Genomic DNA, 26,092 nt, shown 5'->3' on the forward strand with positions numbered 1-26,092 from the left:
CTCAGGGCTCAGGGTTGGTTTGCCCCACCCCAAAAAAAAGCCCCGCCAAATTGCTTGGGCGGGGCTTTTTTATATCAGTGCGAGATCAGCTATTGGTTGCCTTCGCGCTTTTCTTTTCGATCTGAACCATGATGTAGCGCTGTTGGGCGATGGACAAGATGTTGTTCACGCACCAGTACAGAACCAGACCGGCGGGGAAGAAGAACATCATGCCACCAAAGACCAGAGGCATCAGCATCATGACTTTGGCTTGCATTGGATCAGGTGGAGTGGGGTTCAACTTGATCTGCAGGAACATGGTACCCATCATGATGGCGGGCAAAATCATCCATGGGTCGCGTGCGGCCAAGTCATGAATCCACAGAATCCAGGGGGCGCCGCGCATTTCCACGCTGCCCAGCAAGACCCAGTACAGTGCAATAAACACCGGAATCTGAACCAGCATAGGCAAACAGCCACCCAGCGGGTTGATCTTTTCGGTGCGGTACATCTCCATCATGGCAGCGTTCAGTTTGGCCTTGTCGTCACCGAACTTCTCGCGCAATGCTTGCATGCGAGGGGCAAACTGCTTCATTTTGGCCATGGAGCGGTAGCTGGCAGCCGACAGTGGGAAGAACACCAGCTTGATCAGCACGGTCAGGGCCACGATGGACCAACCCCAGTTACCCAACAGGGAGTGCAACCAGGTCAGCAGCTTAAACAGCGGCTTGGAGATGATGGTCAACCAGCCGTAGTCCACCACCAGATCCAGACCGGTAGCCAATTGCGACATGGCTTTCTGGTCTTGTGGGCCTACCCACAGAGCGGCATCCACTGCTTTGCTTTGACCGGCGGCAATACTGCCAACGGGTTCCATTGTGCGGGCAGCGTACAGATTGTTGCCCAGCTTCAGGATTTCATTGGTGCGCTGCACGTCTTGGGCAGGAACCCAGGCCGTTGCAAAGTAGTGCTGCACCATGCCAATCCAGCCGTTATCCACGCTGCGAGCGTAGGTGGCTTTGTTTTTGTCGATATCCGAGAAGGTGATCTTCTGGAATTTGTCGCCGCTGGAATAGACCACAGGACCGGTAAAGGTGCTGTACAGGCGCGAAGAGTCGGCAGGGTTGTTGCCATCACGGGTCAGTTGCAGATACAGGCGAGGGTCGATCGTGGCGCCCGTATTGTTCTGGATGTCGTGACGGACCTGGATGTCGTAGCGACCCTTGTGCAGCGTGTAGGTCTTGGTGACCTTCACATCGTCCGAGGTGGCTTCAAATACGACGTCCAGCGTATCGCCTGTCATGCTGCGCTGGCTGGAAACCAGGGCAAACGGGGTCAGGTGATTAGGCAGGTTCTGGCCGGCGGCACCCACAATACCGGACTGAGCCAGGTAAATGGAGGCGGCCGAGTTATCCAGCAGCACCATGGGTTGCTCTGGATTGTCGGGCGAACCGTACTTCAGCAGTTCAGCCTTGATCAGCTGCGCACCTTCCGTGCTAAAGCCAAGCTTGTAGACATCCGTTGTAATGTCGATGGTCTGGGCCGTGGCAGATACCGCGCTGTTGCTCGAGGGCAAGGCAGCAGACGCAGTCGGCTCTTGAGCAGCGGGAACACCACCATTTGCGGCAGGTTCGTCGGAGGCTGCTGGCGCTTGTGTGGTGGCTGGGGTGGAAGCGAACAGCGAAGGCTTGCCGTTATATTCCTGCCAGTTGTTCCACAGCAGCAGCAGTGCAAAGGAGAAGATCATCCATAGGATGGTGCGTCGGATATCCATAGCGCCTGTATCACATTTATAAAGCTGAGCAAAAGCTTAGCAGTTTAACGTAGCTGGTCTGCAAAGAGGGAATTGCCTCAAAAAACAAGGCGCAGACCAGGACGATTTTAGTCAGTGTTGCGGTCTTCGGGCGTGCGTTCGGGGACAGGGTCATGCCCCCCTTTACACCAGGGGTTGCAGCGGCAAATGCGCACACCACCCAGCCATAGCCCTTTGAGCGGGCCATGTATTTCTATGGCCTGCAAAGCATAATTGGAACAACTGGGGGTAAAGCGACAGTTTCTACCGATCCAGGGACTGAGAAAAAACTGGTAAAAGCGGATCGGTGCCGAGGCCAGTTTGCGCATCATGGCCGTACCTTGGCAAACAAGGTGTTGGCTTCATGGCGAACCAGTTGCTTTAAGGCGGTCAACGACACCAAAGGTACTTTGCTGTGCAGCCTAAAGACATAGGCGCCATTGGGCAAGTCTTCCCGCTTGTGGCGGAAGGTTTCGCGCAAAATACGTTTGATGGTGTTGCGGGTGACGGCACGATTGGCAAAACGTTTGGGAACAATAAGTCCCAAACGAGCGCCTTCGGTTTGGTGCGGGTCATCGCCCCTGGAGCGAGTGACAACGAACAAAGCCCCGCGACCTACGCGCTGTCCTTTTAGTGACTGAGCGTATTCGGTGGGGCTATGTAAGCGAGCCGTAGCTGGAAAGGAGGCACGCATGATGCGTAACGTGGGAGTCGGGCTTTAGAATATCCATCACCCTAGGCCACGCATCCCGACATGGCTTATACAGCCAGACGTTTGCGACCTTTGGCGCGACGTGCGTTCAAAACAGCGCGACCACCGCGAGTTTTCATGCGAACGCGAAAACCGTGGGTACGCTTGCGACGGGTAACAGAGGGTTGGTAGGTGCGTTTCATGGTGTATCCAAAAAAATGAGCCGCCAGAAATCGCAGAAAATCTCCACCCCGGCAGCACAACGGCTTGGGATCTGGCAACAGAAAATCGTGTTAAGCCCGTCATTTCAGCAAATTCTTTCTGTTGTGTCAATTATTTAGCCCGATATTACGCAACTAAATTTGTTAGCCTGTGGATAACTTGGCACAGCTCAGGGTAGAATCGAGGTTTACAGAAGTGATGACCGATGAATGAATTCTGGCAGTCCTGCGTTCAGAAATTGGAGCAGGAGCTTCCCCCCCAACAAATAAGCGCGTGGATACGTCCACTGGTTCCTCTGGACTTCGACAGTGAAGCCGGAGTGTTGCGCGTTTCTGCTCCTAATCGTTTCAAACTGGATTGGGTCCGCAAGAATTTCGCCACACGTATAGAGGAACTGGCCTCGGACTTCTACGAATGTCCCGTCACTGTTCAGTTCGAGCTGCCTTCGGCCAGCGCGACACCGCGCCGTGCCCTGGCCGATCGTGCCGCCCCGCAAGTGGCGGGCGGCCCGACCGGTGATGTGGCGGCCCCGGCTACCGCCAACCCTGCCATGGCAGCGGTTGTGGATGCCGTGCAGGATCGCTCACGCCTGAACGCCGAACTGACCTTCGATAATTTCGTAACGGGTAAAGCCAACCAGCTGGCACGCGCAGCGGCCTTGCAGGTGGCAGAAAACCCCGGTGTCTCCTATAACCCCCTCTTCCTTTATGGTGGCGTGGGTCTGGGCAAGACACACTTGATTCATGCGATTGGCAATGCTTTGGTGGCCAATGGCAATGGTGTACGAGTACGTTACGTCCATGCCGACCAATACGTGTCGGATGTGGTCAAGGCCTATCAGCGCAAAGCCTTTGACGAGTTCAAGCGTTATTACCACTCACTGGACTTGTTGCTGATTGACGATATTCAGTTTTTCGCGGGCAAGAACCGGACGCAGGAAGAGTTTTTCTACGCGTTTGAAGCGATGGTGGCGCAGCGCAAACAGATCATCATCACCTCGGATACCTATCCCAAAGAGCTGGCCAATATTGATAGCCGGCTGATCTCGCGTTTTGACTCTGGCCTGACGGTGGCAATCGAGCCGCCCGAGCTGGAGATGCGTGTGGCGATTTTGCTGCGCAAAGCCCAGGCCGAAGGCATTGCCATGCCCGAGGAAGTGGCCTTTTTCATTGCCAAGCATTTGCGCAGCAATGTGCGCGAGCTGGAAGGGGCGCTACGCAAGGTTTCGGCCTACGCCCGTTTTCATGGCCGCGATGTCTTGACGGTGGAAGTGTGCAAGGATGCACTGAAGGATTTGCTGTCGGTCTCCAATGGGCAGATCACAGTGGAAAATATTCAGAAAACCGTGGCTGATTTTTATAAAATCAAGGTCGCGGACATGTATTCCAAGCGCCGCCCTGCCAATATCGCCATGCCGCGCCAGGTAGCTATGTATCTGGCCAAGGAACTGACCCAAAAGAGTTTGCCGGAAATTGGCGATCTTTTCGGTGGTAGGGACCACACTACGGTGCTGCACGCGGTGCGCAAAATCTCGGATGCACGCACCAAGCAAGCCGAATTGAATCACGCATTACACGTACTGGAACAAACTCTCAAAGGATGACCATGCAACTCGTTCAAGCTACCCGCGACGCATTGCTAAAGCCCTTATCCACAGTTGTTGGCATTGTGGAGCGCCGCCATACTTTGCCGATCCTGGCCAACATCTTGCTGCGTAAAAACGGCTCGGACGTCTCTTTCCTGGCAACAGACCTGGAAGTGCAGATTACGACCAGTGCCGATTTTGGCGTCAGCGACGATACGGCGGCCACCACGGTTGCGGCCCGCAAGCTGCTGGATATTCTGAAAGCCCTGCCTGATTTTGGCGATGTGCGCCTGGGCCTGGACAGCGGCAAGCTGACCATCCAGTCCGGCAAGAGCCGTTTTCAGCTGCAAACCCTGGAAGCGGCTGATTTTCCAGTGCTGAACATGCCCGAGCAGTGGGACGTGTCCTTGAGCCTGCCCCAGCGCACGCTCAAGCACCTGTTCAACACGGTGCACTTTGCCATGGCTCAGCAAGATATCCGCTACTACCTGAACGGTATGTTGCTGGTGTTTGAACCCGGTCTGGTACGTACGGTTACCACCGACGGCCACCGCCTGGCTCATAATGCCACCGCCATTGAAGGGGTGCAGGAACGTCACGACATCATCGTGCCACGCAAGACCGTGCTGGAAATGCAGCGCCTGCTGGGCGATACCGACGATCTGGTCAACATTGATGTGTCCAGCCGTCAGATCCGTTTCCGTTTTGGCGATGTGGAGCTGGTCTCCAAACTGGTGGAAGGCAAATTCCCGGACTTTGCCCGTGTGATTCCTTCCAACTACACCCGCCACTTTGATGTCAGCCGTGAAGTGCTGCAAGGCAGCTTGCAACGTGCTGCCATTTTGACCACCGATAAACTGCGTGGTGTGCGACTGCAGTTGTCGCAAAACCAGCTCAAGATTTCTGCTTCCAATGCTGAACAGGAAGAAGCCGTTGAAGAGCTGGATATTGATTATGAACACGAAAGTCTGGACGTAGGTTTTAACGTCAGCTACTTGCTTGATGTGTTGGCCAGCATTAAGGACGAAACCGTCCGCTGGTCGGTGCAGCCCGACGCCAACGCGTCGGTGTTGATGACGCTGCCCGAGCAAGAAGAATTCAAGTACGTGGTCATGCCGATGCGCATCTAATGCGGCATGTTCGATCGGTATGGCCCGCCGGGCCATACCCGCTTGAAGCAGACAGGCTATTACAAGGTTTTACGCTATGACCGATCAAACCACGACCACCCAGCCCGCTGATTACGGTGCTGATTCCATCAAAATGCTCAAAGGCCTGGAGGCCGTGCGCAAGCGTCCAGGCATGTACATCGGGGATACCTCCGATGGCACCGGCTTGCACCACATGGTTTTCGAGGTGGTGGATAACGCGATCGATGAGGCCTTGGCCGGTCATTGCGACGATATCGTCGTCACCATCCACTCCGATAACAGCATTTCGGTGTGCGATAACGGCCGCGGTATTCCTACCGATATCCACAAGGACGACGAGCACCAGCGCAGCGCCGCGGAAATCGTTATGACCGAGCTGCACGCTGGCGGCAAGTTTGACCAGAACTCCTACAAGGTGTCCGGTGGCTTGCACGGTGTGGGTGTCTCTTGTGTGAACGCCCTGTCCGAATGGCTGTTGCTGACCATCTGGCGCAACGGCAGCGAACACCAGGTTGAGTTCCGCCGTGGCGAGCGCACTGCGCCCCTGGCCGTTACCGGCTCAGCAGGCGAGCGCACGGGTACCTGCGTGCGCTACCTGGCGGACGTGGAAATTTTTACCAATATCGAATACCACCACGAAATTCTGGCCAAGCGTCTGCGCGAGCTGTCTTTCCTGAACAATGGCGTGAAGATCCGCCTGGTTGACGAAATTCTGGGTAAAGAAGAAGACTTCGCTTTCTTGGGTGGCGTTAAAGGGTTTGTGGAATTCATCAACCGCAACAAGACCCCACTGCACCCCAACGTGTTTAGCGTGGCCACTGAGTCCAACGCGGGCGGCACCGCCATGGTCAATGTTGAAGTGGCCATGCAGTGGAACGACAGCTACGCCGAAACCGTGCTGTGCTTTACCAACAATATTCCGCAGCGCGATGGTGGTTCCCACCTGACCGGTCTGCGTGCGGCCATGACCCGCGTACTGAACAAGTACATCGCCGATAACGAGCTGGCCAAAAAAGCCAAGGTCGATACCTCGGGCGACGACATGCGCGAAGGTCTGGTTTGTGTTCTGTCGGTCAAAGTGCCTGAGCCCAAGTTCAGCAGCCAGACCAAAGACAAGCTGGTCTCCAGCGAAGTGCGCCCTGCCGTTGAAGAGGCAGTGGGCCGTACCCTGGAAACCTGGTTGTTGGAGAACCCCAACGACGCCAAAGCGCTGTGCGGCAAGATCGTAGAAGCGGCGCGTGCCCGTGAAGCGGCCCGTAAAGCGCGCGAGATGACGCGTCGCAAGAGCATTCTGGAAGGCGCTGGCTTGCCCGGCAAACTGGCCGACTGCCAGGAAAAAGACCCCGCCTTGTGCGAACTGTACATTGTGGAGGGTGACTCCGCAGGCGGCTCGGCCAAGCAAGGCCGAGACCGTAAATTCCAGGCCATCTTGCCCCTGCGCGGCAAGGTGCTGAACGTAGAAAAAGCCCGCTTCGATCGTTTGATTTCCAGCGAACAGATCACCACGTTGATCACCGCGCTGGGTACCAGCATTGGCCCGGACTTTGATATCGACAAGCTGCGTTACCACCGCATCATCATCATGACTGACGCGGACGTGGACGGTGCTCACATTCGTACCCTGCTGCTGACCTTGCTGTACCGTCAGATGCCAGAGCTGATTGATCGTGGCTACGTCTACATCGCCCAGCCGCCGCTGTACAAGGTCAAGGTTGGCCGCGAAGAGATTTACCTGAAGGACGATGGCGAGGAAGCAGAATTCATGCTCAAGCTGGCACTGCGTGATGCCGTGCTGACTCCCTCGGTCGGTGCTGCTCCCATTACGGGCGAAGCACTGTCTGACTACGCTCATCGCTACGTGAAAGCCAAGGGTGTGATGGCGCGTTTGTCGCGTCATATGGACGGCGATGCGCTGTCGGCTTTGGCTGAGGGCGTGAAGCTGAATCTGGAAAATCAGGAAACGGCCGAGAAAAGCGCTCAGGATCTGCAAGAGGTTCTGTTCGACGAAGCCTTGCCTAATGTGGTCAAGACCTTCGCCGCCTACGACGAAGCCAGCGACTCCTGGCGCGTAGTCGTGCAGCGCCTGCATCACGGCAACATCCGCGTGACGGTGTTCGATCGCAACTTTGCTCGTGGTGGCGATCACCAGACACTGGCTCGCGCTGGCGAGATCTTCTCCGGTCTGATCGGTGAAGGTGCCATCGTTGCCCGCGGAGAGGGCGAGAAACGCCGTGAAACGCCCGTGGATGACTTCCGTGAAGTCATGCAATGGCTGCTGACCGAAGCCGAACGCGGCTTGAGCAAACAGCGCTACAAAGGTCTGGGTGAGATGAACCCAAGCCAGCTGTGGGAAACCACCATGGACCCCACCGCCCGTCGCCTGCTGCGAGTTCAGATCGCTGATGCTATCGACGCAGACCAGATCTTCACCACCTTGATGGGTGATCACGTCGAACCTCGTCGCGCCTTTATCGAATCCCATGCCTTGCAGGCGGGGAATCTGGATATTTAAGGGTGTGCGGGTGTTAAGAATTGTTGGCCTAGTGCTATGAGATAAGCGGGCCAAGGATTCGAGACGTAAAAAAGCGGCCTACTTTTTAGTGGCCGCTTTTTTATGCGTAGCGCAGGGTACATCTGCCCCCTGCCCTGTGTTGAGCTCATTTCATTGTTAAGATGGGCGCAGCAAAAATACAGAACATGATTCAATAACTATTTGTTTGGAAATGGAATGCGACTGGACAAGTTTCTTGGTGAGAGTACGGATCTGAGTCGCTCAGACGCGCGTAAAGTGCTTAAAAGCGGGGAAATCACGGTTAACGGGGAGGTGGTGACCAAGGGCACCCACGTTATCCAAGAGGGTGATGTGGTGCTCTGGGAAGACGAGCCGCTGGCCCTGATTGGCCTGCGTTACATCATGCTCAATAAGCCTGCTGGTTACGAATGTAGCCTTAAAAATAGCGCCTACCCGTCCGTGATGATGCTGATCGACGTGGACAAGCGGGAGCGTTTGCATACCGTCGGCCGCTTGGATGTGGATACCACCGGCTTGATTTTGATTACGGATGACGGCCAATGGACGCATCGGATTATCTCGCCCCGGCACCAGTGCGATAAGGTCTACGTGGCAACTTTGGCAGAACCTTTGCCTGATAACGCAGAAGCTCTTTTTCAGGCCGGTATTTTGTTGAATGGCGAGGATAAACCGACGCTGCCAGCCGTGCTGGAACGCATTGATGAACGCACCGCAAGGCTGACTATTCAGGAAGGAAAATACCATCAGGTGAAGCGTATGTTTGCCTCCCTGGGGAACCTGGTTCAGACCTTGCATCGTGAGCGCATTGGCTCGCTGTCTTTGGACGCCAGTCTGGAGCCAGGAGAGTCGCGTTATTTAACTCCTGCCGAGGTGCAGCAGTTTGCCGCAGAGGGCTAAACCGTTTCCCTGACCTTTGGTTCTTGTTGGGAGAATCCAAAGGCGTATCAAGCTCCGGGCTTTGATCTTCTCGCTCTGGGAAGCCAGCTATAAAAAAGCGCTCAAACAAGCTTTGTTTGAGCGCTTTTTCTATGACCGTGCCAAGTGATGGTTTTGCTGGCACTACAGTGTCACGCTTTATTTAAGCGCCTTGCGCATAATGCTGGTGTTTTGTTCAAAGCCCAGCTGCTCATACAGAGCGATAGCGCCCAGATTATTACTCAGGACCCCCAGCTCGATGTAGTTCAGCCCACGCCCTTGAGCCCACTCTTGGGCGGCCTGCATAAGCTGCTTCCCTAGGCCCGATCCCCGTGCAGATTGCGTCACCACCAAGTCAATGATGTAGGCAAAGTCGTGCGGCGCGATGCAGTTGTAGGGTGGTGTTTTCTGCTGCTGAACAATAATGAACCCCAGAATCTGGCTGTCGTTTTCTGCCACAAGTAAGGTTGCCTCATCCGATTCGATCATGGCCTGGATGAAGCTTTCGTCTTGCCGTGCTTGCAGGTAGTAATTCGATTGCAGCGCATGCATATGGGCAAATAGTTCAGCGTACAAATTCCCGATAGCGTCTGTGTCGGCACCTTGTGCAGGACGTATTTGGGGCATGGTTCTGGCTCCTGATAAGTAGTAAGAAACAAGCTCCTTGATGGTATTCCGGGCAGGGTGAGGTGGCAAATCTTTTGGCCGAAATACCCCCGCATCGCTCAGGGCTAATCCGTCTGTTTCCGATCCTGGCCTACGGGGCCCAGCGATCTGTTTTACCGCCTCCGACCCTCGTGAAGTCCGCCTCCCTGTATGCCTGTGCCTCTCGCACAAGGCTTTTGTACATTTACACCGGGTTTTGTAAAGTATTTGTGCACGTACTTTACGACCGTCTTTATCCTGCAATCTTGCTTCATGTGTATGAGTGCTCCGCTCTTAAACCCTTGCTGAATCTAGTTTTCCATTGATATTTAATGGAAAACCCTAAGCGAATTTTTTTCATAAAACTAGAGGTTTAAAGTAATATCACTCTGTTTTTGGGCGAATTTTGTGTACATTTAATGCACGGAATTTACACAGAGCACGTGAATTTACATGCGGTGCCTATAGAGGGGAGGAGATTGATGCAGACCCGTTTCTTGCGTCATGTTTGCAGTTTTATGTACGGGATGGCGGCGCTGGCCATCCTGGCACTGATGGCGGTGGCCTTTGCCGACGTCATGATGCGCAGCTTTGTGCGGCCGCTGTCTGGCGCTTTTGAATTAACCGAGGTGCTGGTCGGGGTGATGGTGTTTGCCGCCCTGCCTTTTGTCACCCTCAGCGGCAAGCACGTCAAAGTGTCTTTGCTGCGTGCCGTCGCTGGCCGTCATCGCCCTTTGCAGCTGTTGTTGTGCTGGTGCAGCCGTCTGGCTACGGCGGTGCTGATGGCCTTTTTGGCTTATCACCTGTGGGCTCTGGGCGTGCAGTTTGCGCAGACCAACTCTCGCGCTGTATTTGCTGATCTGCCATTAGCGCCTTTTGCCTACTTTGCGGCGCTGATGTGTGCCCTATCCACGCTGGCAGCCCTTGTCAGTGCCGACCATGACGAGCTCGCCGAGGAAAAAGAATGACTGTCGTTGTCGCTGGCATGGTCATTTTGATCGTGCTCATGATTTTGGAAGTCCCTATCGCCGTGGCGATGGCTTTGGTGGGTATTGGCGGTTTTGCGTATGTAGTCGATTGGGGCCCGGCCGCCTATATGGCTGCCGAGACTTCGTATCGCCTGGTTCATAACTACAACCTGTCTGTGATCCCCCTGTTTATCTTGATGGGCAATCTGGTGACGCGGGCGGACGTCTCCAAAGACCTGTTTGATCTGGCTTACCGTTTTGTGGGCCATCGTCGCGGCGGTCTGGCCATTGCCACCGTGCTGTCAGGCGGGATGTTTTCTGCTGTGTGTGGCTCCAGTTTCGCCACGACGGCCACCATGGCCCGGGTCGCCTACCCCTCCATGAAGCGTTATGGCTACGCGGACTCCTTGGCCGGTGGGGCAATTGCCTCTGCAGGGACTTTGGGGGCCATGATCCCGCCTAGCGTGCCTTTGATTGTTTACGGCGTACTGACCAGCAATGACATCGGCAAGCTGTTCATTGCGGCTGTGCTGCCCGGCATCTTGGGCATGTTGTTGTACATCGGCGCCGTCATGGTGGCTACCCGCATGACCCCCGGCCTGGCTGGCGCGGGTGAGCGCAGTTCCTGGGCCGAGCGTATCCGTGGTTTGAAGAGCGTCGGTTCTGTCTTGCTGCTGTTTTTGCTGGTGATTGGCGGTATTTACGGCAATTTGTTCACGCCTACGGAAGCGGCCGGTATCGGTGCGGTGGGTGCCTTGCTGATCATGATCTGGCGCCGCAAGTTCTCCTGGCAGAGCCTGATGGCAGCCTTGCGTGAAACCGCCATGACCAGTGCGGCCATCTTCGTGATCATGGTTGGCGCACAGATTTTCACCACCTTTGTGAACGTGGCGGGCTTTACTGCCATGTTGTCTGACGCTGTCCAGCAATGGGACTTGCCGGGCTGGGGAATTTTGCTGGGCATCGTGGTGCTGTATCTGGTTTTGGGCTGCATGCTGGAAGGCATGTCCATGCTCTTGCTGACGCTGCCCATTGTTTACCCGTTGATTATCAACCTGGGCCTGGACCCGATCTGGTTCGGCATTCTGGTGGTCACCTTGATCGAGGTGGGCCTGATTACACCGCCCTTGGGGATGAACGTGTTTGTGCTCAATTCCGTGGTGCCGTCCATGTCGCTCAGCACGATTTACCGGGGTGTTATCTATTTTGTGTTCGCTGATTTGGTGCGCCTGGCGCTCCTGATTGGAATTCCTGGCATTGCTTTGTTTCTGCCCTCATTGATGTAAGCCATTTTTTATTGAATCTGATTTTCTCGAAGGAATAAGCATGATTAAGCAAGTTAGCAAATGGGTGGGGACAGTAGCAGTAGCCCTGGCCGCCAGCACCAGCGTGCAGGCGCAAAACGTCACGCTGCGTTTTTCCAACTGGCTGCCGCCGACTCACCCCATGGTTACCGAGATGCTGAACCCTTGGGCCAAGGATGTGGAAAAGGCGACAGAAGGCCGTGTGAAGATTCAGGTACTGCCCCCCTTGGGCACGCCCGCATCGCACTACGATCTGGTGCGTAACGGCGTGGCAGACATGACGATTGGCGTGCACTCCTACACACCGGAGCGTTTCAAGCTGACGGAAATGGTGGAGCTGCCCATGACTGCCGAGAACGCCCAGGTGAACTCGCTGGCTTACTGGCGCACCTATCAGAAGTACTTCATGGTCAAGAATGAGCATGCCGGCACCAAGTTGCTGGGTGCTTGGGTGCCCGGCTCCTACCAATTGTGGACCGCTGCCAAAGTAGACAGCCTGGACAAGCTGGATGGCACCAAAATCCGCATCCCTGGTGTGCTGGTGGAGCGTATCGCCAAGCTGCTGGGTCTGGTGTCGATTTCCTCGACTTTGACCGAAGCCTATGACCAGATTTCGCGCGGCATTATCGACGGCATGTTCCAGAACTACACCACGGTGATCGACTTTAATCTGGCTCGTTTCATGCCCAATCTGTTCCTTCTGCCCGGCGGGTTCTCGGCTTCCAGTCAGTTCATGGTGGTCAACGAACGTAGCTGGCAGCGCATCAGCGAGGCCGACCGCGCCGCGATTGACGCCTTGTCGGGCGAGGCCATGGTCAAGCGCTTCTCCGGCGTCTGGCAAAAGAACAATATGGCAGCGTTTGATCGCCTGAGCGCCGAAGGCATCAAGGTGCATCGTATTGAAGGCGAGCAACTGGAAGCCATGAAGACCAAGCTGGCAGTGATTGAGCAGCAGTGGTTGAGCGAAGCCAAGGGTGTAGAGGCGCAGGAAGCGCTGACTTTCTACCGTGCAGAGCTGGACCGTGTCGCTGCCGAGCTGGGCGTCTCCAAGGATTAAGCCAGTCATGACACAGCATTTGGAAAGTGAATACAGCGCCAGTTGGCACGTGCCCGATCATAAGGAGATTGTGGCCTCCTGGCCGGGACTGGCCGAACAGTTCCGGGCCAGCTCGCGCCATGAAGCGAATCAGCCCTACGGCCCCGAAGTGCGCAATGTCATGGACATTCACTTCCCGGCTGTGGAGCGCGCGGATGCGGCGGTGTTGATGATTATTCATGGGGGATATTGGCAGTCCATGGATCAGCGCCGTTTCAGCCATTTGGCACAAGGCAGTGTGGACAATGGTTTGATTACCGTTTTGCCAACCTATACCTTGTGTCCGCAAGCCAGCGTGGCGCAGATCATTGAAGAACTGCGCCTGGCTTGTGCCACGGTCTGGCGACGCTTCCAGCGCCCTATTGTGGTGGCAGGACACTCCGCAGGAGGCCATTTGGCGGCCTGCCTGCTGGCAACAGATTGGCCTGAATTCGCCGCTGATTTACCCCGCGATATGTTGCGGGCAGGGTTCGGATTATCAGGTCTTTATGATCTGGAACCACTGACGCATATCGGGATCAATGATGCCTTGCAGCTTAACGCTGAAACAGCCCGCGCATCCAGCCCCTTGTTCTGGCCGGTACCCAAAGAAGGGCAGCCTTTCGAGGCCTGGGTAGGTGGGGATGAAACCTCGGAGTTTCATCGACAAAGCCAGGCGCTGGCGGACAGTTGGTCCCGCCAAGGTATAGGCGTGGTGTATAGGGCACTGCCGGGGACGAATCACTACAACGTGATCGCCCCCCTGGCCGATAAAGAGTCCGTCCTGTCCGAGCGCCTGCTGGCTTTGGCAACGAACTAAGTTATCTCTGTCTTTCATTAGACAAACCACTTTTACCGGGCCTTTGGCCCGGTTTTTTTCGTCTGTGTATAGCGGTCGTGCTGCGTTGCAGCGGCTGTGATGGATTTAAGGCTGGCCGTGCAGCCTTTGTAGCCGGACTGGCTTGCGGTGATTTAGCATGGTGCCTATTTCGCATCGACAAACCTTGGATTGAAGCCCGTCTATGACTGAACACACTCCTGATTCCCGCCCTGCCTACAAAGCGGCCTGCCATTGCGGCACCGTTCGCTTTGCAGTGAAGCTAAGCGATGGTTTGCGCTCTGCGCGCCGTTGCAACTGTTCGTATTGCCGTATGCGTGGTGCGGTGGCGGTATCGGCCAATCTGGCGGATATCCAGGTCGAGCAGGGTCAGGATGCCTTGACGCTTTATCAATTCAATACCGGGCAGGCCAAGCATTATTTCTGTTCGCGCTGCGGCATCTACACCTTCCATCAGCGGCGCTCCAACCCTGAGCAATATGGTGTGAATGTGGCTTGTATCGAAGGCATGAGTCCCTTCGACTTTACAGAAGTGCCGGTTAATGAAGGTCGCAGCCATCCCAAGGATCGGCCAGGCGGTGGCAGCGTGATTGCGGGCTACTTGCGATATGAGGCCAATCCCGAAGCGGACGAAGGCTGAAAAAAAACGTCCCCATGCGGCAAGCGTATAGGGACGTATAAAAAGATAACGCAGAACAGCTTCGCGTATCTACGGTAGAAACTTTGCAGCGGCTCACGGACATGGCCCGTGATTCAAACTGGCGCCCCCAAAGGGCGCCTTCATGCTTAGAACTTGTGGTTGAACGCCACGTACAACTGGGTGGCGCGCGCGTCAGGCAAGAAGGTCAGGTTCTTTGCGTAACCGCCGTACACGTACACCATGGTGCGCTTGGACAAGTCGTACTGGTATCCCACCGAATATACGTGTTGACGCTTGGTTTCGGCGTTAAGACCCGTAATGCTCTCCGGCAAGCTGCGTGGATCAGCCATGTTCCAACCCAGCGAGAAGCGGCCACCTGCCAACGGTGTCGTCACACCAAAGGAATAGGAGTTGATCCGCAAGCCCGGCACGGCGGAAAAGGATGGCAGTGGATTGGTGACGTTGCTCAGGCCAAAGACCTGGGTTGCAAACAGACCATCCCGGGTTTGACCGATACCGGCAAAAACTTTGACCACTTCAAAGTCATAGCTGGCGGCACCAGCCCAGGCATTGACGCGAGTGGAGTCAGCGGCAGGACGCGAACCGTTGGCGCTTTGTTTGTTGATGTGCAATTGGTCGTAAACCAAGGCTGCACTCAGAGGGCCACTGCTGTAGCGCAAGCCGGTCGTGACGGCACGGATATTGCTGTCCTTGCTGTTGCTGCCGTCCGGGCGTTCGCTATCCCATTGCTGTTTGCCATTGATATTGAAGGAATAGCCAATACCAAACTGGAAGCCGTTCAGGTTGGGGGACTGGTACTGGATCTGGTTGTCGTAGCGCACCGTGTTGGCCACGCTGAAGGTCGAACCAAACCCTACAATCCCACCGCCACCGCCCAAGGGGTGGGCCATGCTGAAGTATTCGGTGGGCATATTGTTTTTCAGACCAAAATCGACCTGACCCCAATCGTCCCCGGCCAGCCCCAAAGTGGCTTGGCGACCAAACAGGCGGCCGCCTTGAATAGACTGGCCAGTAGGCACGTCAAAGCCGCTTTCCAGTACAAACTTGGCGTGCAGGCCGTTGCCCAAATCTTCCGAACCACGAATCCCCCAACGGCTGCCAAAATGCACCCCGCTATTAGGGCCCAGGCGGGAGGTCTTGAACTCGGTTGCATCGCTGCGATCACGGCTGTAGCTGCTATTGCCCTTGTTCATGTCGTAGCCAACGCCGGTGTCCAAAATACCGTACAGGGTGACAGATGCGTGGGCAGCCGAACTGGCCATGAGTAAAAACAGGGCTGTGCTAGCCGCGGTGGTGTTTCTTATTTTCAATTCCTCTTCTCCTTTGTGGTAGATAAAAAAAGCGTGCAGCAATCCCCCTGCTGCCCGTGGGGCAGCAAGCAACAGACGCAACAAAGCAGGCAGGGCAAAAAGCCTGCGCCTTGTTACAGCGAAGGGGGTAAGGGGCGAGTACCGGCGGTACTCGCTACAGGGGTCTTAGATCAGTTCAAGATCGACCAAGGTTTGGCGTATCAGTGCTATCTCGGTGTCCTCGACCTCCAGAATGGGGCGGCGTACATAGGGTTGCACGGGGACACCGCGCATATTGAAAGCAACTTTGAGCACCGCTGGCGAGGAGCCGTAACGGCCAATCAGCTCCGGTGTGTACCAGCGCTGCAAAATTTGAATGTCTTTTTGACCGCAGGCACGGGCGGCATCGATATCGCCGCGCCAGATGTGGTTATAAAAATCGGGCTGATAGCGGCCCAGCACACCGCCGGCGCCAATCGTGCCGTCACCATCCACACTTTGCAGCAAGGCCAGGCCGTGCTCGTCCATGCGAAAACCGTAAACGCGCACCTTGTCTTTCAGACGGAACAGGGTTTTGATGAACTGTTCGATGCTGGGGCTGGATTGCTTGATGCCCACCACACCGTCTATGTCCGTCAGCTGTTCCAGCAGGTCTACAGACAGGTCGATGCCCGTGCCAGCAGGCCAGTTGTAAATGACGATGGGCAGCGTGATTTCCTTGGCAATCTGTTGATAGAAGGCCAGGATTTCCTTGTCATTGGGTCGCACATAAGGCGGAGGTGCAATCACCACGCCTTCATAGCCCAGGGCCTGGGCTTCTTGAGCAAGAGCGATGGTTTCGGCAGGTGTGTAGCCGGTACATCCTGCCAACAAGGGCAGCTTGCCGCGCATGGCATCGGCACTGGCGCGAAACAGATCTACGCGCTCCTGGGCCGACAGGCTGGTCCATTCGCTGGTGGTGCCGCCTACAAACAAGCCATGCATGCCCTCTGCATGCAGCCATTCCAACATGCTGTGCAGTGCTGGTACATCCAGCTGGCGAGCTTCATCAAAAGGGGTGATGGTGGTCGGGATATAGCCCTTCCAGTTCACCCGGTGTTTCTTACTCATGTGTGTCACTTGTATGGGTTAAAGAAAATAGGGAGTCTCAGGGCAGACTTGCGGTGGCTTCAATCTCGACCAGCATGTCTGGCAAGGCCAGGTTGGCCACTCCCAGCAAGGTGTTGGCAGCCGGTTCGGCGCCTTCATAAAACTCGTTGATCAGGGCGCAGATGGGGCCCAGCTCTTCTGGCGTGTGACCCACCAGATAGGTGCGCAAGCGCACGACATCACGCGGGCTGGCACCGGCCTCTTTCAGCACGGTTTTCAGGTTCAGCAAAGCCTGACGGGTTTGGGCGATGCGATCGCCTGCGCCTACCAGCTGCCCTTCCCCATTCCAGGCAACCTGGCCGGCCAGATGCACGGTGCGGCTTTGGCCCTGAATAACTGCGTGAGAAAAACCGAAGTTGGTGCTGTTGTAGAGCGAGCTTGGATTGACGCATTCGCGGCCCTGGTGGGCGTTCAATGGCTGGCTGCGTTGGACCAGTTCAAAAATATTGCCCCACGGGTCGGTGAAGTACTGAAATTGAGCCCCGGCTGTGGGGCCGGAATCAAAGGCGATACGGTCCAAAACTGTGCAGCCATGCTGTTCAAGTTGTGCAACGGCCTGATCCAGGTCTGCCACCAGAAAACCCAAGTGGTGTGCGCCAATATGATTGGATTTCAGCGCCTGTGCGGTGCTGCTGGCCGGCTTGTCATAGGAAAACAGTTCAATGTGAAACCCATTGGGCAGCACCATGAAGGCTAGTTCCAGGCAGGCATCGGGTACGTCCAGATGGGCGTGTGTCCAGTCTTTGCCTTGGGCAGAACGGGGCAGGTCTGCACTGTTGATAGGCCCCAGGCGGTAGAGCTGACGGGCTCCGAACAGGCGCTCGTAAAAAGCGATGGCCGCATCCAGGTCCGGCACCGTCCAGGCGGCGTGATCAATTTGTTCGATAGCCAGTGGCAAAACAGGCGATGTCATGGAGTCTCCGTTTAGGCCCTTGCAGGGACTGTACACAAGATTGTGCAATTTTACTGCACATAATTTACGGATCAATAATACTTTAGGCTTTTAGTTTTTTGTTAAAAAACCCGACTACGTATTTTCCCTAGGTAAATAGTTGTTTATAAACAAGGGTTTGTGTTTTTGGCTAGATGTAGGTGATGTCAGGTCAGGCGTGAAGTGCTTGTGCACACGTGTAAAGTCTGGAAGAATTCAGCACTGAAACTGCACGGTTTGTGCCGTTTTGGAACATGCATTTGCACACCATGGGGCTGCCTCTCTTACCCTATAATTCGTGAAGTTCGGCTACACATAACTACACGAACATAGGACTTCAGAATGATAGGCAAACGACTTCATGAGCTGCGCGTGGCCAAGGGCCTGTCCCTGCGGGAGTTGGGGCATATGGTCAAGCTCTCCCCCACGCTGCTCAGTCAGGTGGAGCGCGGTGTGACCACGCCCAGTTTGACGACCCTGCGCAAGCTAAGCGGGATCTTTGGGGAATCCATGTCTTCCTTGTTCATGGATTCCAGCAAGGGGCCGTCGGTATGGATCAGCCGCCCTGGTGAGCGCATGTTGTTGCGTGGCCCGCGCGGGGGCGTCGTGTACGAGCGACTGACGCGCGGCAATGGCGAAATGGAAGTGTTCCGGGCTGTTTACGAAGTTGGTCAACAGTCCATGGACGATATGTCGCATCCGTCCCTGGAAAGCGTGTACGTGGTCCGGGGTGTCATTACTGCAGAGATTGATAAGGTAAGTTTTGACGTCAAAGCTGGCGAGAACATCAGCTTTGATGCACGCCAAAGCCACCGTTACCTGAACCGGGGAACGGAGGAAGCTGAAATCATCATGTCGATTACCCCGCCCGTACCCTAAGTCACATTGATCTGGGGTGCACGGTGTAGCGCTTTCATACACTATGAGCCCCACCCCTGATTCTCTTTCCCCCTTGCAGACGGGTGCCCCTGGCACCTTGGCCGCCCGCACTGATGTCTTGATCGTCGGCGGCGGCTTGCTGGGTTGTGCCGCTGCCTACTACTTAAGCCTGGCAGGCGTGCAAGTCACCCTGATCGAACAAGGCGAGCTAAGCCTGCAAGCCTCCAGCCAAAATGCCGGCAGTCTGCACTTCCAGATGGAATACCGCATGATCGAAGCGGGCCTGGAAGCCAGTAAACGCGCCCTGCAGGCCATGCCTTTGCACGTGGATGCCATTGCGCGCTGGCGTGCATTGGAAGATCAGCTGGGTGTGTCAGTGGGCGTGCGTCAAAAAGGCGGCTTCATGCTGGCCGAGACGGCTCAACAAGCGCAGATCCTGGAACAGAAAAGCCGTCTGGAGTGTCAGGCCGGTTTAACGGTCAAGTTACTGGACCGTGCCGCCTTGCAGGCCAAAGCCCCTTACTTGTCCGAGTCCGTCTTGATGGGCGCATTTTGTGCCGACGAAGGCAAGGCCGATCCACGCCGTGCCAGTTTGGCTTTGGCCGCCGCTGCCCGTGCTCTGGGTGCGCGGATTGTCAGTCAATGCAAGATCGTCGACTTAAAGCGCGTAGGCGGGGATTGGCAGGCCGAAGTTGCCAGCGGAGAACAATGCCGCAGCGCACAGGTGTTGATTGCCGCCGGTGTCTGGTCTGGCCGAATTGCCCAGATGACAGGGGCGCAATTGCCGGTCAGCCCCATCGCCCTGACCATGACCGCGACAGCTCGCACCGCCCCTTTTATGGACTATCTGTTCCAGCATGTGGGCCGTCGCTTGTCCTTGAAACAAACCGCAGAAGGTACGGTGCTCATTGGTGGTGGCTGGCCTTCGCGCTTGCACCACCGTCACGGTATTGCTGACCTGGAGCGCAAGCCAGACATCTGTTTGGACTCCTTGCAGCGCAGCGTACAAACCGCCTGCAGTGTTGTGCCTCAGCTGGAAAAACTTCCCATCCTGCGTGCCTGGACGGGGGTGACGGCGCTGGTGTCTGACCAACTGCCTTTGCTGGGACAAGTCCCCCACCGCCCAGGCCTGTTCATTGCCACGGGGGGTGCTGCCTTCACTCTTGGTTTGACCTACGCGCATTTGCTGGTGGAGCGCATGTTAGGGCAGGCGCCCAGCCTGGATATCTCTGCTTATGATCCTGACCGCTTTAGGAGTTTGACCTTTGCCTGACGCACAACGCTTGCTGCATAAACGGCAGCGCTTCGAGCCTGCTGTGGTGATTATCAATGGGCAGGACACGTCCTGTTATCAGGGAGAAACCGTCGCCACCGTGTTGCTGGCGGCCGGGGTGGGGGCATTTCGCCGCACTGCCAGCGGTGCGCCGCGTCTCCCGGTTTGCAATATGGGCGTGTGCTTTGATTGCATCGTCACCATTGATGGTGTGCAAGGGCAACGCAGTTGTATGACAACGGTGCGTTCGGGCATGCGTATCGAGGTGGCCGACCATGTCTGATGTTTTGGACCTCTTGATTGTTGGGGCAGGACCGGCGGGTCTGTCTGCTGCGCGAATTGCCAGCGCCCAAGGTTTGACGGTGGCCGTGGTAGACGAGCAGCCCCGCTTTGGCGGGCAGGTTTTCCGTCAGGCACCCCAAGAGTTCGCGGCGGCCGACCCTGACTCTATGGATACTTATCCGTTCTCGCACCGCTTGTTTGAATGGGCGCGTGGCTGCACAGAGGTGCAATGGCACTTCAGTACTTTGGTCTGGGGGATTTTTGACGATCCACAGGATCAGAGCCAGCGTCAGATTGGTGTGGCGGGACCGGATGGCGCCGCTTTGCTGCGTGCTCGCCGCATCTTGATTGCGACCGGAGCTTACGACCTGCCCGTGGCCTTTCCTGGTTGGACCCTTCCCGGCGTCCTGAGTGCGGGTGGTGTACAAACCATGATCAAAAGTCAGAGCTTGCTGCCGGGCCAGCGCTTTCTGCTGGTGGGTGGTCACCCTTTACTGCTGCTGCTTGCTGATTTGCTGCTGGACGCCGGTGCACAGATTGCGGAAGTGGCGATTAGCCGCAGCCTGCCTAATCTGAAAGAAATGCTGCGTGCCACCCAGTCCCTGCCCGGGCAATCCCGGTTGGTGAAGCAATTGATCGGCATCTTGTGGAAGCTGCGTCGTCATGGCGTGCCCTTGCGGTTTGCGACGGGCATCGAGCAAGCTCATGGGAAGGAGGCTGTAGAAGCCGCTACCTTGTGCAAGGTCGATGAGCATTGGCAGGCTATCCCCGGCACACAGCGACGTGTGGATGTGGACACGGTGGTAGTGGGCTACGGCCTGCTGGCCAGCACAGAGCTGGCCCGGCAAGCAGGCTGTGCCGTGCAGTGGGACAGCGCAGCCGGAGGTTGGTTGGTGCAACATGACGACAGGCTGCACAGCACACAACAAGGGGTGATGGTAGCGGGTGAGCAGACCGGCATTGCCGGTGCTTACAACGCGCACTTGCAAGGGGAATTGGCGGCCTGGCAATGCGTGCTGGAAATGAAGCAAGCGGGTTCGGTGGAGATTGAAAAAACCATCTCTGATTTGAGTGCGCGCCTGCGCCGAAACCGCCGTTTCACCGATACGGTGATTGCCTTGTCGGCCCCCAAACTGGAGGCGCTAAGCCAGCGCATCACTGCTGACACCGTGGTATGCCGCTGCGAAGAAGTCACGGCGCAGGAAGTAGAGCAGTTTTTGGATGCCCATCCCTACGTGACCGATATCAACAGCATCAAACTGGCCTGCCGTACCGGTATGGGCATGTGTCAGGGGCGCTACTGCCAACACACCGTGGCGCAGATGCTGGCCAGCCGCCTGGGACGCACGATAGATCAGGTAGGGATCTATAAAGCACAGGCCCCGGTCAAACCAGTGCCGCTGATCGCTTTGGCGAAGATGGAATAAGGCGACGATTCCCGAGCCGGATACTGCCCTGCCGAGTGCTTTATCCCCCTGCGTTGAGCAGGATAGTTTGTATGCTTTTGAGGAAAGAAAAACAGCCCTTGGAAGGGGCTGTTTTGACTACTGCGAAGCTGGCGCGGTCCAGTCGGATAAAACTGATGATGGGCTGCTCTTGTGCTCAGGAAGGTTGTTCGAGTATTTCCTGCAAGCGGCTCAGCAGTTTGTCACTGGCGTTGTGCATATGCCGTTCGCAAATGGCAATGGCACCCGCTTCATCGCCTGCGGCGATGGCCTTGGCTAGTTCTTCATGTTCGTCCCAGATGGACAGTCGCTGTTCGGCCGATTGCAGCACTGCCCCCATGACACGGCGCAAGTGCACCCAATGCACCTGAGCACTTTCGGCGATCATGGGGTTGCCTGAGGCTTCATAAATTGCTTTGTGAAAGGCCTCATCAGCTTCGATCATGGCCCGTACATCGTGTCCGCGAGCAACTTTGCGGCCCAGACGAATCAAATCTGGATCTAGTACCGCACTTTGGCGTGCCGCCAGTTTGGTAGCCAGGGCTTCCAAGGCTCCTCGAACTTGGTAAAGGTGTCCGATATGTTCCAGATCCAGTGGGGCCACCATCACGCCCCGCCCCTCGGCATCTTGTAGCAATCCATCTTTTTTCAGTAGTTGGATGGCCTGCAATACCGGCGAGCGTGACACTTTGAGCTGCTCAGCGATGTCTTCCTGAGTGATTCGTGAGCCAGGGGCCAGGGAGCCGTCACTGATGGCATCGAGCAGGATGCGGTAGACCTCGTCCACATAATGTGGACGGGCCTGCAACTTACCGGAAAGCTTGGCATGCATGAGGTCTGGAACTCCGATACAAACAAAAAAACAAGGTAAGGCCACAGTGATGCTGTGGCCCTGGGTTTACATCAAGGCTTGGTCTGCATGGACTGCAAGAGCACAGCCATAGGGTCCTGATTGGATGTCGCTTGTACTTCAAAGGGGTTGGTCAGCGGATCGTCTGTCAGCAGGGCATCTGAGTTGAAGCTTGGCGCAGGACTATTTAGCTGTAGCATGATTTCTTCCTCGCTCAGGCTGATTGTTTTGTGCAAACCGCCTGTAACCAACTGGGGATAGGCAATGACAATACCGACCACCAGCAATTGTAGTACGACGAAGTAGGCTGAGCCTTTCCAGATCTGCTGGGTACGAACCCTTGGAATAGTTTGCTGGCTAACTGGATCGACATAATCGGATCGGGGAGCCACGCTACGCAAATACAGCAAAGCAAAGCCAAAGGGCGGCGTCAGGAAAGAGGTTTGTAGTACCAGGGCGATGACAATGCCGAACCAGATCAGATCAATACCCAGACTATTGGCCACCGGGGCGAGCAGGGGCACCACAATAAAGGCTATCTCAAAGAAATCCAGGAACATGCCCAGCACAAAGATAATGGCGCTGACGGCAATGACAAAGCCCAGTTCGCCGCCGGGAATGGCGTCAAAGAGATTTTCTACCCAGACATGTCCGTCCGCAGCACTGAAGGTAAAGCTAAAGACTGTGGAACCGATCAGGATGAACATCACGAAAATAGCTAGTTTGGCGGTGTTCTCCAGGGCTTGGTTAAGCAGGGACCAGTTAAGGCGTTTGCGAACCAAGGCCAGAATCAGAGCACCAATTGCGCCCATGGCGCCGCCTTCTGTCGGTGTGGCAATGCCCAGGAAGATGGTCCCCAGGACCAGAAAGATCAGTATGACCGGAGGAATAAGGGCAAACACAAAGCGTTCGGCCAACTGAGAAAGCAGGCCCCAGCCTGTCACACGATTAACGGTAGCAAACAAGAGCGCACTCATGGACGCCACAATCAAGGCGGTAATGGCCACTTGATCGCCTGGAGCTTGAGTAGGTTTGGAGAAAACCTGCGCCATGACTTCATTGTGCAAACCCGCCCAAGTAAAGCCGATGAAGGTACAAAACAGCACCAGCATGCCTAGTGAGCGCCGGCCGCTTGCGCCTGTCGCGGTAGTCTGACTGCGGGCCTCTTCAGGCAAGGCAGGCATCCAGGATGGGCGAACCAAAGCCAGAATGATGACAAAGGCAATATAGATCACCAGTAGCAGCAAGCCCGGTCCCAGAGCAGCCGCGTACATATCTCCGACAGATCGACCGAGTTGGTCGGCCATCACAATCAAGACTAGAGACGGCGGCAGAGCCTGTACGAGAGCCCCCGAGGCGGTGATGACACCGGTTGCGATTTCCGGTTTGTAACCGTAGCGCAGCATGACGGGCAAGGAAATCAGGCCCATGGAAATCACAACTGCAGAGGTAACGCCAGTGGAGGCCGCCAACAGTGCTCCGACCAGAACGACCGAAACGGCCAGTCCACCACGGACGGCACCAAATAATTGGCCCATCGTCTCAAGCAGATCCTCGGCCATGCCCGAGCGCTCCAAGATAATGCCCATCAGGGTAAAAAAGGGAATAGCCAGCATGGTCTCGTTTTGCATGATGCCAAAGATGCGCAGTGGCAAAACTTGAAAAAGATTGGTGGGGAACAGTTCCAACGCGATACCCAGCACGCCAAAAACCAAACCTGTTGCGGCCAGACCGAAGGCGACTGGGAAGCCAGTCAGCAACAGCACGATCAGGCTCAGAAACATGATGGGAACGAAGTATTCCGTGATGAAGGTGGCAATCATCGTGCTCCCTCCTGTGCGCTTGATAGAGCTTCTTGGGGAACATGGATAGGCGTGTCTTGCGAGCCATCTTCAGCAATACAGTCTGTGTCTTTACCCGCCAGGAAAAGAACGCGCTTACAGAGCTCGGCCAGTGCCTGGAGCAGCAACAAGCTGAACCCGGCCGGAATCAATAAGTAGGCGGGCCAGCGCACCAAACCTCCCGCATTACCGGACATCTCGCCGGAATGCCAAGCGGCGGTGAAAAAGCCCCAGCTAAGGTTGATGACGAAAATACAGAAGGGGATCAGAACAACAATAATTCCGATAACGTCGACCAGATTGCGTCCGCGTGCACCCAGGCGGGTGGAGATAAAGTCGATGCGTACGTGACTGTTGTGCATGAAGGCATAGCCTCCTCCTAATAGAAAAACAGCCGCGTACAGGTACCACTGCGCTTCCAACATGCCGTTGGAACTTAGATCAAAGGCCTTGCGGGTGATGGCATTGCTGGCACTTAGAAGGGTGGTGGCCAGCAATAGCCATTTGATGATGAAGCCGATACAGCGGTTCAGGTGGTCTATTCCCCCCACCATGGTTTTCAATGCAGTCATATTGTCTCCGCGAATATTGTTGTGTTCGTCGTTGTGCTGCCGGGGAGCTTTGGTGGCGGCCTTTTTGCAAGCCGCTTAGTGGTAGGTATGCAGGTATCTCCTTGGGCAAGAAATAAGCCCGAAGTAAATGTGCGGTGCCCTGGCAAGGCCAGGATTATTCGCTTGTTTTACAGATCCAGGATCAGTACACCCGAACGGGCGCGCGAGACACAGGCGGTCAGGCAGCGGCTTTGTTCGTCGGGACTCAGGATGTAGTCCCGGTGGTCTACGTCCCCTTGCAGATAATCGACTCGGCAGGTGCCGCACAGACCGGATACGCAGGAGGTGGCGATAGGAACGCCTGCTTGTGTCAGGGCATCACTTAAGGTTTGGTCCGGGGCTACATCGATGCACTGACCTGTGCTGGCAATTTTTGCAATGAAGGCTCCTGGCGACAGTGTGTTCGCGCTTGGGGCTGGTTCAGGTGCTTTGAAGTGCTCGCAGTGCACGGAGCTGGCGGGCCAATGGGTGCTGGCCTGGGCACAGGCCTGCATAAAGCCGGCTGGGCCGCAGTAGTACACATGGGTGCCCTCAGGAGCATGGGCCAGCAACTCCTCTAGATTCAGCCCCTGTGCAGGATTGCCATTGTCCAGGTGCAAATGCAGGCGACCTTGGTCTTGCCAACGGATCAGATCCGAGCCAAAGGCGGCGGTGTCGGCGTTGCGAGTGCAGTAGTGCAGCTCAAAGGGCTGGTCCTTGGACTCCAGGAAGTGGGCCATTGCTTTAATGGGCGTAATACCGATTCCCCCGGCCAGCAGGATGGAGCGCCGCGCTTGCGGGTCCAGTTGAAAGTGGTTGCGAGGGACGCTGACCGTGACGTGCTGCTGAACCTGCAACGTGTCATGCAAGGTTCGTGAGCCGCCTCTTCCGTGAGCATCACGCAAGACCGCGATGACATAGCGGTGTCGTTCATGGGGGGGGTTGCACAGGGAGTACTGGCGTATCAATCCGGGTTGAATATGAACATCGATATGGGCACCGGCTTCAAAGGCAGGTAGCTCGCCACCCTGGGGGCAACTTAGTTCGTAAGAATTGATGCCGTGTGCTTCGTAGCGTATCTGCCGGATGCGCAACGATAGCAAGCCGTCCTGATTGATGGCCGCCTGGACGGGAGTGGCGGGTTCTGCAATGGCGTTCATAGCGCTCTCCGTGTGTGGGCACCCGCCCCCCCTGGAGCGGGTGC

General features: G+C 56.0%; 25 protein-coding genes. 13 read left to right on the forward strand and 12 right to left on the reverse strand.

The genetic code is table 11. The features are described 5' to 3' along the window. Positions 1-85: 85 nt before the first annotated feature. The 4 genes from yidC to rpmH form a co-directional block, all read right to left on the reverse strand. Positions 86-1,753, reverse strand: a complete 1,668-nt coding sequence (yidC, locus tag AC1RSM_RS17030) for a membrane protein insertase YidC (RefSeq protein WP_492933762.1) — start codon at positions 1,751-1,753, stop codon at positions 86-88. Between the two features lie 107 nt (positions 1,754-1,860). Continuing rightward, a complete protein-coding gene (gene yidD, locus AC1RSM_RS17035; RefSeq protein WP_492933763.1) occupies positions 1,861-2,103 on the reverse strand; it encodes a membrane protein insertion efficiency factor YidD in 243 nt (80 codons plus the stop codon). Further along, a complete protein-coding gene (locus tag AC1RSM_RS17040; RefSeq protein ID WP_492933764.1) occupies positions 2,100-2,465 on the reverse strand; it encodes a ribonuclease P protein component in 366 nt (121 codons plus the stop codon). The genes yidD and AC1RSM_RS17040 overlap by 4 nt, the downstream gene beginning before the upstream one ends. Positions 2,466-2,530: 65 nt before the next feature. Beyond that, entirely contained in the window at positions 2,531-2,665 is a 135-nt protein-coding gene (gene rpmH / locus AC1RSM_RS17045) for a 50S ribosomal protein L34 (RefSeq protein WP_003800771.1), read from the reverse strand. A 224-nt stretch (positions 2,666-2,889) separates the two neighbouring features. Here rpmH and dnaA point away from each other — a divergent pair, with 224 nt between their 5' ends. From dnaA to AC1RSM_RS17065, 4 genes are all read left to right on the forward strand, one after another. Continuing rightward, positions 2,890-4,287 carry a chromosomal replication initiator protein DnaA gene (dnaA, locus tag AC1RSM_RS17050; RefSeq protein ID WP_492933765.1) on the forward strand — a complete coding sequence of 466 codons (1,398 nt, stop codon included), beginning with the start codon at positions 2,890-2,892 and terminating at the stop codon, positions 4,285-4,287. 2 nt (positions 4,288-4,289) lie between these two features. Beyond that, entirely contained in the window at positions 4,290-5,399 is a 1,110-nt protein-coding gene (dnaN, locus tag AC1RSM_RS17055) for a DNA polymerase III subunit beta (protein WP_492933766.1), read from the forward strand. Positions 5,400-5,475: 76 nt separating this feature from the next. Next, the gene (gene gyrB / locus AC1RSM_RS17060; protein WP_492933767.1) at positions 5,476-7,932 is read left to right on the forward strand and encodes a DNA topoisomerase (ATP-hydrolyzing) subunit B; all 2,457 of its coding nucleotides are present in this window, start codon (positions 5,476-5,478) and stop codon (positions 7,930-7,932) included. Positions 7,933-8,148: 216 nt separating this feature from the next. Then, complete coding sequence (locus tag AC1RSM_RS17065) at positions 8,149-8,850, forward strand: pseudouridine synthase (RefSeq protein ID WP_492933768.1); 702 nt, start codon at positions 8,149-8,151, stop codon at positions 8,848-8,850. A 177-nt stretch (positions 8,851-9,027) separates the two neighbouring features. On the opposite strand, the gene AC1RSM_RS17070 is transcribed toward AC1RSM_RS17065, so the two are convergent. Further along, positions 9,028-9,495 (reverse strand): GNAT family N-acetyltransferase, encoded by a 468-nt coding sequence (locus AC1RSM_RS17070; RefSeq protein WP_492933769.1) that lies wholly within the window; start codon positions 9,493-9,495, stop codon positions 9,028-9,030. A gap of 500 nt (positions 9,496-9,995) precedes the next feature. Between AC1RSM_RS17070 and AC1RSM_RS17075 the strand changes: the two genes are divergently transcribed. From AC1RSM_RS17075 to AC1RSM_RS17095, 5 genes are all read left to right on the forward strand, one after another. Continuing rightward, positions 9,996-10,481: a TRAP transporter small permease gene (locus AC1RSM_RS17075; RefSeq protein WP_492933770.1), complete on the forward strand. Its 486-nt coding sequence runs from the start codon at positions 9,996-9,998 to the stop codon at positions 10,479-10,481. Beyond that, positions 10,478-11,767 carry a TRAP transporter large permease gene (locus tag AC1RSM_RS17080; RefSeq protein ID WP_492933771.1) on the forward strand — a complete coding sequence of 430 codons (1,290 nt, stop codon included), beginning with the start codon at positions 10,478-10,480 and terminating at the stop codon, positions 11,765-11,767. Before AC1RSM_RS17075 ends, AC1RSM_RS17080 begins: the two co-directional genes overlap by 4 nt. Before the next feature lie 40 nt (positions 11,768-11,807). Then, positions 11,808-12,842 (forward strand): TRAP transporter substrate-binding protein, encoded by a 1,035-nt coding sequence (locus AC1RSM_RS17085; RefSeq protein WP_492933772.1) that lies wholly within the window; start codon positions 11,808-11,810, stop codon positions 12,840-12,842. A gap of 7 nt (positions 12,843-12,849) precedes the next feature. Then, entirely contained in the window at positions 12,850-13,680 is an 831-nt protein-coding gene (locus AC1RSM_RS17090; RefSeq protein WP_492933773.1) for an alpha/beta hydrolase, read from the forward strand. Between the two features lie 202 nt (positions 13,681-13,882). Then, positions 13,883-14,338, forward strand: a complete 456-nt coding sequence (locus AC1RSM_RS17095; RefSeq protein WP_492933774.1) for a GFA family protein — start codon at positions 13,883-13,885, stop codon at positions 14,336-14,338. A gap of 146 nt (positions 14,339-14,484) precedes the next feature. On the opposite strand, the gene AC1RSM_RS17100 is transcribed toward AC1RSM_RS17095, so the two are convergent. The 3 genes from AC1RSM_RS17100 to AC1RSM_RS17110 all read right to left on the reverse strand — a co-directional run bounded on the left by AC1RSM_RS17100 (position 14,485) and on the right by AC1RSM_RS17110 (position 17,710). After that, positions 14,485-15,669, reverse strand: a complete 1,185-nt coding sequence (locus AC1RSM_RS17100) for a porin (protein WP_492933775.1) — start codon at positions 15,667-15,669, stop codon at positions 14,485-14,487. A 165-nt stretch (positions 15,670-15,834) separates the two neighbouring features. Continuing rightward, positions 15,835-16,758, reverse strand: a complete 924-nt coding sequence (locus AC1RSM_RS17105) for a dihydrodipicolinate synthase family protein (protein ID WP_492933776.1) — start codon at positions 16,756-16,758, stop codon at positions 15,835-15,837. 37 nt (positions 16,759-16,795) lie between these two features. Further along, positions 16,796-17,710 (reverse strand): Rid family hydrolase, encoded by a 915-nt coding sequence (locus AC1RSM_RS17110; protein ID WP_492933777.1) that lies wholly within the window; start codon positions 17,708-17,710, stop codon positions 16,796-16,798. Between the two features lie 360 nt (positions 17,711-18,070). Here AC1RSM_RS17110 and AC1RSM_RS17115 point away from each other — a divergent pair, with 360 nt between their 5' ends. The 4 genes from AC1RSM_RS17115 to AC1RSM_RS17130 are packed head-to-tail and all read left to right on the forward strand — an operon-like array spanning position 18,071 to position 21,589. Next, the gene (locus AC1RSM_RS17115; protein WP_492933778.1) at positions 18,071-18,607 is read left to right on the forward strand and encodes a helix-turn-helix domain-containing protein; all 537 of its coding nucleotides are present in this window, start codon (positions 18,071-18,073) and stop codon (positions 18,605-18,607) included. Positions 18,608-18,650: 43 nt separating this feature from the next. After that, positions 18,651-19,880 carry an NAD(P)/FAD-dependent oxidoreductase gene (locus tag AC1RSM_RS17120; protein ID WP_492933779.1) on the forward strand — a complete coding sequence of 410 codons (1,230 nt, stop codon included), beginning with the start codon at positions 18,651-18,653 and terminating at the stop codon, positions 19,878-19,880. Next, the gene (locus tag AC1RSM_RS17125; RefSeq protein ID WP_492933780.1) at positions 19,873-20,163 is read left to right on the forward strand and encodes a (2Fe-2S)-binding protein; all 291 of its coding nucleotides are present in this window, start codon (positions 19,873-19,875) and stop codon (positions 20,161-20,163) included. Before AC1RSM_RS17120 ends, AC1RSM_RS17125 begins: the two co-directional genes overlap by 8 nt. Next, positions 20,156-21,589: an FAD-dependent oxidoreductase gene (locus AC1RSM_RS17130; RefSeq protein ID WP_492933781.1), complete on the forward strand. Its 1,434-nt coding sequence runs from the start codon at positions 20,156-20,158 to the stop codon at positions 21,587-21,589. The genes AC1RSM_RS17125 and AC1RSM_RS17130 overlap by 8 nt, the downstream gene beginning before the upstream one ends. A gap of 175 nt (positions 21,590-21,764) precedes the next feature. Here AC1RSM_RS17130 and AC1RSM_RS17135 read toward each other — a convergent pair whose 3' ends face one another. The 4 genes from AC1RSM_RS17135 to AC1RSM_RS17150 all read right to left on the reverse strand — a co-directional run bounded on the left by AC1RSM_RS17135 (position 21,765) and on the right by AC1RSM_RS17150 (position 26,048). Beyond that, on the reverse strand, positions 21,765-22,439 hold the full coding sequence (locus AC1RSM_RS17135) for a GntR family transcriptional regulator (RefSeq protein WP_492933782.1): 675 nt from the start codon (positions 22,437-22,439) through the stop codon (positions 21,765-21,767). Between the two features lie 71 nt (positions 22,440-22,510). Next, positions 22,511-24,280 (reverse strand): TRAP transporter large permease, encoded by a 1,770-nt coding sequence (locus AC1RSM_RS17140; protein ID WP_492933783.1) that lies wholly within the window; start codon positions 24,278-24,280, stop codon positions 22,511-22,513. Further along, on the reverse strand, positions 24,277-24,870 hold the full coding sequence (locus AC1RSM_RS17145; protein WP_492933784.1) for a TRAP transporter small permease subunit: 594 nt from the start codon (positions 24,868-24,870) through the stop codon (positions 24,277-24,279). Before AC1RSM_RS17145 ends, AC1RSM_RS17140 begins: the two co-directional genes overlap by 4 nt. 167 nt (positions 24,871-25,037) lie before the next feature. Further along, positions 25,038-26,048, reverse strand: a complete 1,011-nt coding sequence (locus AC1RSM_RS17150) for a PDR/VanB family oxidoreductase (RefSeq protein WP_492933785.1) — start codon at positions 26,046-26,048, stop codon at positions 25,038-25,040. Positions 26,049-26,092: the final 44 nt, after the last annotated feature.

The sequence above is a fragment of the Alcaligenes sp. GW821-FHT11D07 genome (genome assembly GCF_058808495.1).